The 6468-nt window shown below is 44.7% G+C and carries 4 protein-coding genes; all 4 read left to right on the top strand.

Features of this window, described 5'->3' with window-relative positions:
* The first annotated feature begins 308 nt into the window (after positions 1-308).
* The 4 genes from FDX09_RS19905 to bfr all read left to right on the top strand — a co-directional run bounded on the left by FDX09_RS19905 (position 309) and on the right by bfr (position 6436).
* Entirely contained in the window at positions 309-2732 is a 2424-nt protein-coding gene (locus FDX09_RS19905) for a glycosyl hydrolase family 18 protein (RefSeq protein ID WP_137347750.1), read from the top strand.
* Between the two features lie 571 nt (positions 2733-3303).
* Entirely contained in the window at positions 3304-5559 is a 2256-nt protein-coding gene (locus tag FDX09_RS19900) for a glycosyl hydrolase family 18 protein (RefSeq protein ID WP_085049681.1), read from the top strand.
* Positions 5560-5693: 134 nt separating this feature from the next.
* Positions 5694-5888, top strand: a complete 195-nt coding sequence (bfd, locus tag FDX09_RS19895; RefSeq protein ID WP_038634750.1) for a bacterioferritin-associated ferredoxin — start codon at positions 5694-5696, stop codon at positions 5886-5888.
* A 71-nt stretch (positions 5889-5959) separates the two neighbouring features.
* Positions 5960-6436, top strand: coding sequence for a bacterioferritin (gene bfr, locus FDX09_RS19890; RefSeq protein WP_038634748.1), 477 nt, complete (start codon positions 5960-5962; stop codon positions 6434-6436).
* Positions 6437-6468: the final 32 nt, after the last annotated feature.

Raw genomic sequence — 6468 nt, 5'->3', positions numbered from 1 at the left:
GGCCGTACTGTAGGTGCGGGCGTTGTTGCTAAAGTAATGAGCTAATATTACGTTTATTTAACGTAGTTAGTTTAAAAGCCCCGAATATATTTCGGGGCTTTTTTATTTGTGTTTATTTAAAGATTTCAGAAATATTAGTTAATCTCAATATATAAATAACTTATCTGGTAGGATAAGTTTGTTCATTTCTTAAAGCATTGCGATTTGTATTTTATTAATTGAACTTGCTTGTTGTTATATCTACCTTATGCGTTATTACATACATATGTAATAAATTGATGGATTTATAACAACAGGAATGTTTAATAATGCAATTAAATCTCGCAACAAAAGCCTTATTTTGTATGGGGCTCACATGTGCTGCCTTGCCAGCATTTGCCCTGGAAGCATGGAGCGGTCAGGAAGGCGGCAGTACGTATGAAGTGATTTTCGACAGCGGCGTGTATAGCAATGCGTGGTGGGTAGGTGCATCGGATTGTCCGGGAAACGCCGCGGGCGACGAAGCGAATAACCCATGGCGCTACGAGCGAGCAGCGACCGCTGATGAAATAACGAAATATGGTAATCCAACAACCTGCGATACGGGTGGCGGTACGGTAACTTACCCAGCATATGACAATAGTATCGCTTATAATGCTGGTGATATTGTTATTTATAATAATGCGACGTATAAAACGTCTGTCGCGCAAAGCGCTTATGGTTTTGCTCCTGGTCAGGAAAATCCATGGGAGGCTTATGCCGTTGTCACGCAATGGGCGTCCTCGACCGTCTATAATAAAGGCGATAAAGTTCAGAAAAATGGCCAGGAATATGAAGCCCTGTTTTATACCGTAGGGGATGATCCTTCTCTTCCAGCTAATCAAAACCCAACCGGCACAAATGGTCGTCCATGGAAACCTCTGGGCGCTGTTGTCTCTTATACTCAGGACCAGTTGAATAAAGCTCCAGAATATAATTCCTCCACTGTATATGAAAGCGGCACGCTGATCCGCTATAACGGTGGTAATTACGTTTCGCAGTCCAAAGTACAGAAAGTCTCCCCATCTGATACCAATCCATGGCGCGTGTTTATCGACTGGACCGGCACCAAAGAAAAAGTAGGCACGCCGAAGTCACCATGGCCTGCGCATGTCTATGCCCCATATGTCGATTTTACCCTCAACTCACAGCCGGATCTGGCAAGCCTTGCGCAGAACCAGAATGTCACCCACTTCACCATGGCTTTCGTGGTCAGTAAAGATGCAGATACCTGCCTGCCGACATGGGGTACCGCATATAACGTTAACGACTACGCTCAGTACAGCAAAATTAAAGCGCTGCGTGAAGCAGGTGGCGACATCATGGTTTCCATTGGCGGAGCGAATAACTCCCCACTGGCAGCGTCTTGTAAGAATGTGAATGACCTGAAGCAGCATTATTACGATATCGTAGACAACCTGAATCTTAACGTGCTGGACTTCGATATTGAAGGCACCTGGGTTGCGGATCATGAATCCATAAACCGTCGTAATGAAGCGGTGAAGGCTGTTCAGGACACCTGGAAAGCAGAAGGTCGTAGCGTCGGAATTTGGTACACCTTGCCTATTCTGCCGACGGGCCTGACGGCTGAAGGTCTTTACGTACTTGAAGATGCGAAAGCCAAGGGCGTTGAACTGGCTGGTGTCAACGTCATGGCGATGGATTACGGTAACAGCATTTGCCAGTCTGATGGTACTGAAGGCCAAAACATTCATGGCAAGTGTGCGACATCCGCCATTGAAAACCTCCATAGCCAGATGAAGCAGATTTTCACTGACAAGAGCGATGCGGAAATCAACGCCATGATGGGCACGACGCCGATGATCGGTTACAACGACGTTCAGGGCGAAGTGTTTTATATGTCTGATGCGAAACTGGTGATGCAGGATGCCACTGATCGTGGTCTGGGCATGATTGGCATATGGTCCATAATGCGCGATCAGCCTGGCGTGGCCAGGCAGGTTTCCCCTGAGCACAGCGGTCTGACCGAACAGCAGGCTGCGAAATACGCCTTTAGCGAAGTCTTTGCCCCGTTTACCCAAAGCGAAACTGCAGGTGATTTAGCGGGTGATGTCAAAGCCGTTTACATTGATGTTTTTGATGGCTCACAGCGAGTCAATGTGAACTTTGATGCCAGCAAGCTGAGTGATTCTAATAACTACCGTGTTGAGGTCGATGGTAAATATGTTTTCTCGACGGAAGGGAAGAAGAATTATTACAGCTACCGTTATAACTATGGCGAACAGTCTACTCTGCGTACTGGCGGCTTGAGTTATATGCTTCATCCTGGCAGCGTGGTGACAGTGAAGCGTACTCACCCTGATGCTCAGGTACTGGCGACGCTCACCGTGACGGATGACATGCTGGCAGGCAATAATCCACTGGCAGGCAGTGCGGATGTGTCTTCTCTGACGGTGAAGAAAGAGAATGGCATTCCTATGGTGTATGTCGATTTTGCCGCTGATAAAGTTGCTGCAGGCACCAACAGCGCATATGTGGTTAAAGTTATGGGTGATGAGAAAAACGGTAACTACGTCTTCAGCTGTGATAATGGCAAATGTTACTACTCTTCGAAATCAACCAAAAATGGTGTGACAACTGTAAAATCTGATGAGCGTGCAATTTCAGTGGGTGAAACGGTGGTTGTCGAGCGTATTACACCAAATCCGGCGACCATTGCGAAAGTAGTTGTTACGGAAGATATGCTGAAATAACTGAAAACAGTTTATGCCCTTAATCATTCGGGTTATAGGCTAAAAACATCCAAAGGCTGCCTTTGAATGAGGGACAGGGAGGTGCCTCATTCATCCTCAGCAGCAAAAGGTTACTGTGTGATTGCGGAGAGTGAGCGCAGCTATTGCAGATGTAACCTGAAGTATTACAAATCGAGTTAATCTCAATGCCTGAGTCAGATAACCTATTCTGCTCAGGCTTTTTTATGACGTTCCTGTCTGTAATAAAAAATTACATTTTTTGTTATTCATACTATCTATTTTATTTTGGTGGCATAGGCGTGAATGAAGTGATATCGGTTATCGTTTTTCTTTGACATGCGTGATTGGCCAGATATGTAACGGATCTTTATATTGTGATTATTGACTGCTGTGATGATATTTTTGCCAGTAATACTCCCTTTCTGACGGTATATTAGTGAGGTTTATATATAGCAATGACCTCTGGTTTGATGAGAAATGTATTAATTGTTATTGCTGGTTCTATTACCTATTCTAACATTGCCAAAAATGGCTATTTACCGAGCAATAATTTTATCATTAAGGATAATGTATGAAACTAAATAAATTAACAGCGGCAATACTTGCTGCTGGAATGTCATTGTCTTTTTCATCATTTGCTGCAACGTTGTCGATGAATGACGATACTAATACAATCAGCGGCCTTGATAATAGTCAGATGTTGACGAAGGATAATGGTAATACCTGGGTCGCTTATACAGACAGTAGTCAAAACAATTTTCCGGGTACGGTGACGGTAACCGTAGCGGAAAAGGATAATAACGCAATTAATTCTGTAGACTATGATCCCACTGCCACTTATGGTACGACAGGAACAATTGTTCGATATAATGGCTATTACTGGAAAAGTCAGTGGTGGGTTGATCCCGGTATGGTTCCAGGAAGTGACTCTGTATGGCTGAAGGTCGGTCCTATTCAAATACAAAATCTTGCCACGTTCAGTTTTACGCCTTATACCGGCCAGAAAGCGGCAGATCTGCAAAAACAAGGTAAAGATAAGGCTGCCGCGCAACGTAAAGTTATCGGCTATTTCCCTGAGTGGGGCGTTTATGAAGCACATAACTATTTCACGCCGGATAAAATTGACTTCAGTCAGTTAACCCACCTTAACTATGGCTTTGCGGTTATTAAGGATGGTGAAGTTATTGTCCATGATACCTATAAAGGCCCGGATCTGCTCCGTCAGCTGGACAAACTGACTGAGCAAAACAACGTCACAAATATGGTCTCCGTTGGCGGATGGAATAACTCTGAAGAAGGTGTATTCGAAGAAGCCACCAAAACGGATGACGGTATCAATAAACTGGCAGACAGCATGATTGCTTTCATGCAGGAGTGGGGGTTTGATGGTATTGATGTAGACTGGGAATACCCGGATAGCGATACTGAAAAGACCAATTTCACTAAACTTATCCAGACGCTCAGAAGTAAACTGGATACCCTTGGTTTACAGAGCGATAAGTACTTCCAACTTTCCGCAGCAGTAACAACCAACCATAATAATATTGAGTACATCAACCCAGAGGTCACCGCACCATTGCTGGATAGCGTCAATGTCATGGCATATGATATTCATGGCGCTTTTGACCCTATCACCGGCCACAATGCTCCGCTCTATGCCAACAGCCAGGATGCCGATCAGTTGCTAAATGTCGCTTCCACGATGCAGGAATACAGTTCGAAATGGCATGTGCCCAAAAGTAAGCTGATGATGGGGATCCCGTTCTACGGCCGTGGCTGGGGTAGCGTGGCGCCGACGGAAATCGTTAAAGGTCTGCCTGGTCTGTTCGCTTCAGGTTCCGCTACCGTACACGGCGCGTGGGATGATGAAGATCAGTATACCGGTACTAACCCCTACTATCTGTTAAAACAGTATTCTTCGTCTGCTGACTACACTCGCTACTGGGATCCGGAATCACAGGTTCCTTACTTGTATAATGCGAAAACGCAAGAGTTCTTGACGTATGACGATCCGGAGTCGATTCAGAAAAAAGTTGCCTACATTAACCAGCAAGGATACGGCGGAGCGATAATCTGGGATATTAGCGGTGATACTCCAGAACATGAATTGGGTGAGATTGTCGATGATATAATGGAAGTGCCTTTATCCGAATGCCGCGCGAATCTGTCAGATTTTGGCATATATCTGCGAGACGGTACGCCGATGACGGAATTCACCATCACCAAAGCGGCACATGAGGCCAGGAATATGAACTATTCTGTTTATCAGAATGGAAAATATTACGGTAAGAGCCAGTACGGCACCATTTATGATTGGGGTAAAAAAGAAATTAATGAAGAGGAAGGTACTGTTACCGCGAGCTGGGGAATGCCGCTGAAGGTTGGCGATCTAATTGAACTGAGCTGCTACAGCAATGGTGTACTCTACCCACTGGAGCAAGTAACGGTGACAGAAGAAACTCTGGCAGGTAAAAAAGATATGCGTCCGGAGATTGCCAGTGAACTGAAAGAGTTCCAGGTTGTTATTCAGGACGACAAGCCTGCGTTAAGTATGACTCTGACTACTGCCGCTCATGAGGCAAGAAATAAAAACTACTCTATTCAGTTAAATGGAAAATATATCGGCAAAAGCCAGTTTGGTTCAATCAGTGGTGGTCAGAAACGCGTTAATAAGGCGAATGATACCGTCACGGGGACCTGGGTCAAAGAATTGAAAGCGGGAGATACTGTTCGCTTGTATCGTTTCAGTAATAGCGTTGAAACGACTATTGCAGAAGTGGTACTTACAGACGATATTCTGAAGGATGGCGGTGCTCTGGTCCATTAATGATTAGTTGTTAACTCGTTGAAATAAATCCCAAACCCGATTCTGTGCAGGGGGAGGGATTTATTTCTTTTAGATGACGTTGTATTGAGAACAATAATCATTTATCCTAATGGTGTTCATGGTTGGGAGCATATATGTACATTTGTTTGTGTAACGGCATCAGTGATAAAAAAATTCGTCAGGCGGTACGCCAGTTTCACCCACAGTCATTTCAGCAGTTACGCAAGTTTATTCCTGTTGGAAATCAATGTGGTAAATGTATTCGGGCCGCGCGCGAAGTGATGCAGGAAGAATTAATGCAAATGCCAGAATTTAAAGAGATCGCCTGAGTCACACTCTTTTTTTTGACATCCCGCTAGCCCCATCTACTCTCTAAGAGTGGAAGCGGAGGGACTATATAATGAAAGGTGATGTTAAGGTAATAAATTATCTCAATAAATTATTGGGAAACGAGCTTGTCGCCATCAACCAGTATTTTCTTCATGCGAGAATGTTCAAAAACTGGGGTTTCAAACGTCTGAATGACGTTGAATATCATGAATCTATCGACGAGATGAAACACGCCGATAAGTACATTGAGCGTATTCTCTTTCTTGAAGGTATTCCCAATCTCCAGGATCTGGGCAAACTTGGCATCGGTGAAGATGTTGAAGAGATGCTGCGTTCGGATCTGGCTCTTGAGCTGGAAGGTGCAAAAGACCTGCGTGAAGCAATCGCCTATGCCGACAGCGTATTTGATTACGTCAGCCGTGACATGATGATTGAAATTCTGGCGGATGAGGAAGGCCATATCGACTGGCTGGAGACCGAGCTGGATCTTATCGATAAACTGGGGATCCAGAATTATCTGCAGGCGCAAATTCGCGAAGAAGAGTAGAAGCAGAGTCGTTAATACAGGAAGGAGTTAAT

Source organism: Citrobacter sp. wls717 (assembly GCF_005280955.1).
Lineage (GTDB): Bacteria > Pseudomonadota > Gammaproteobacteria > Enterobacterales > Enterobacteriaceae > Citrobacter > Citrobacter werkmanii.
Note: the sequence above shows the minus strand (reverse complement) of the source record. Positions and strands in the feature narration are given on the sequence as shown.